At 49.2% G+C, this 313-nt stretch carries 1 pseudogene; it reads left to right on the top strand.

The annotated features are described in order from the left end of the window. A pseudogene (locus C1G53_RS00125) lies at nt 1-313 on the top strand (phospho-sugar mutase); the annotation flags it as partial.

Raw genomic sequence — 313 nt, forward strand, 5'->3', positions numbered from 1 at the left:
CGTTAAATATCTTGAAGAACTCAATGACCTCAACATCAACCCTGAATTGATTGCTGAATACGGTAAAGACATGAAGATTGTCTATACACCGCTTCATGGTACGGGTGAAATGTTGGCGCGTCGTGCCCTTGCACAGGCTGGTTTTGAATCTGTCCAAGTTGTTGAAGCACAAGCAACTGCTGATCCTGACTTCTCTACTGTCGCTTCACCAAACCCAGAGAGCCAAGCAGCCTTTGCCCTTGCAGAAGAACTCGGCCGTGAAGTCGGGGCAGATGTCCTTCTTGCAACTGACCCTGACGCTGACCGTGTTGGT

The sequence above is a fragment of the Streptococcus suis genome (assembly GCF_002960445.1).
Lineage (GTDB): Bacteria > Bacillota > Bacilli > Lactobacillales > Streptococcaceae > Streptococcus > Streptococcus hyiners.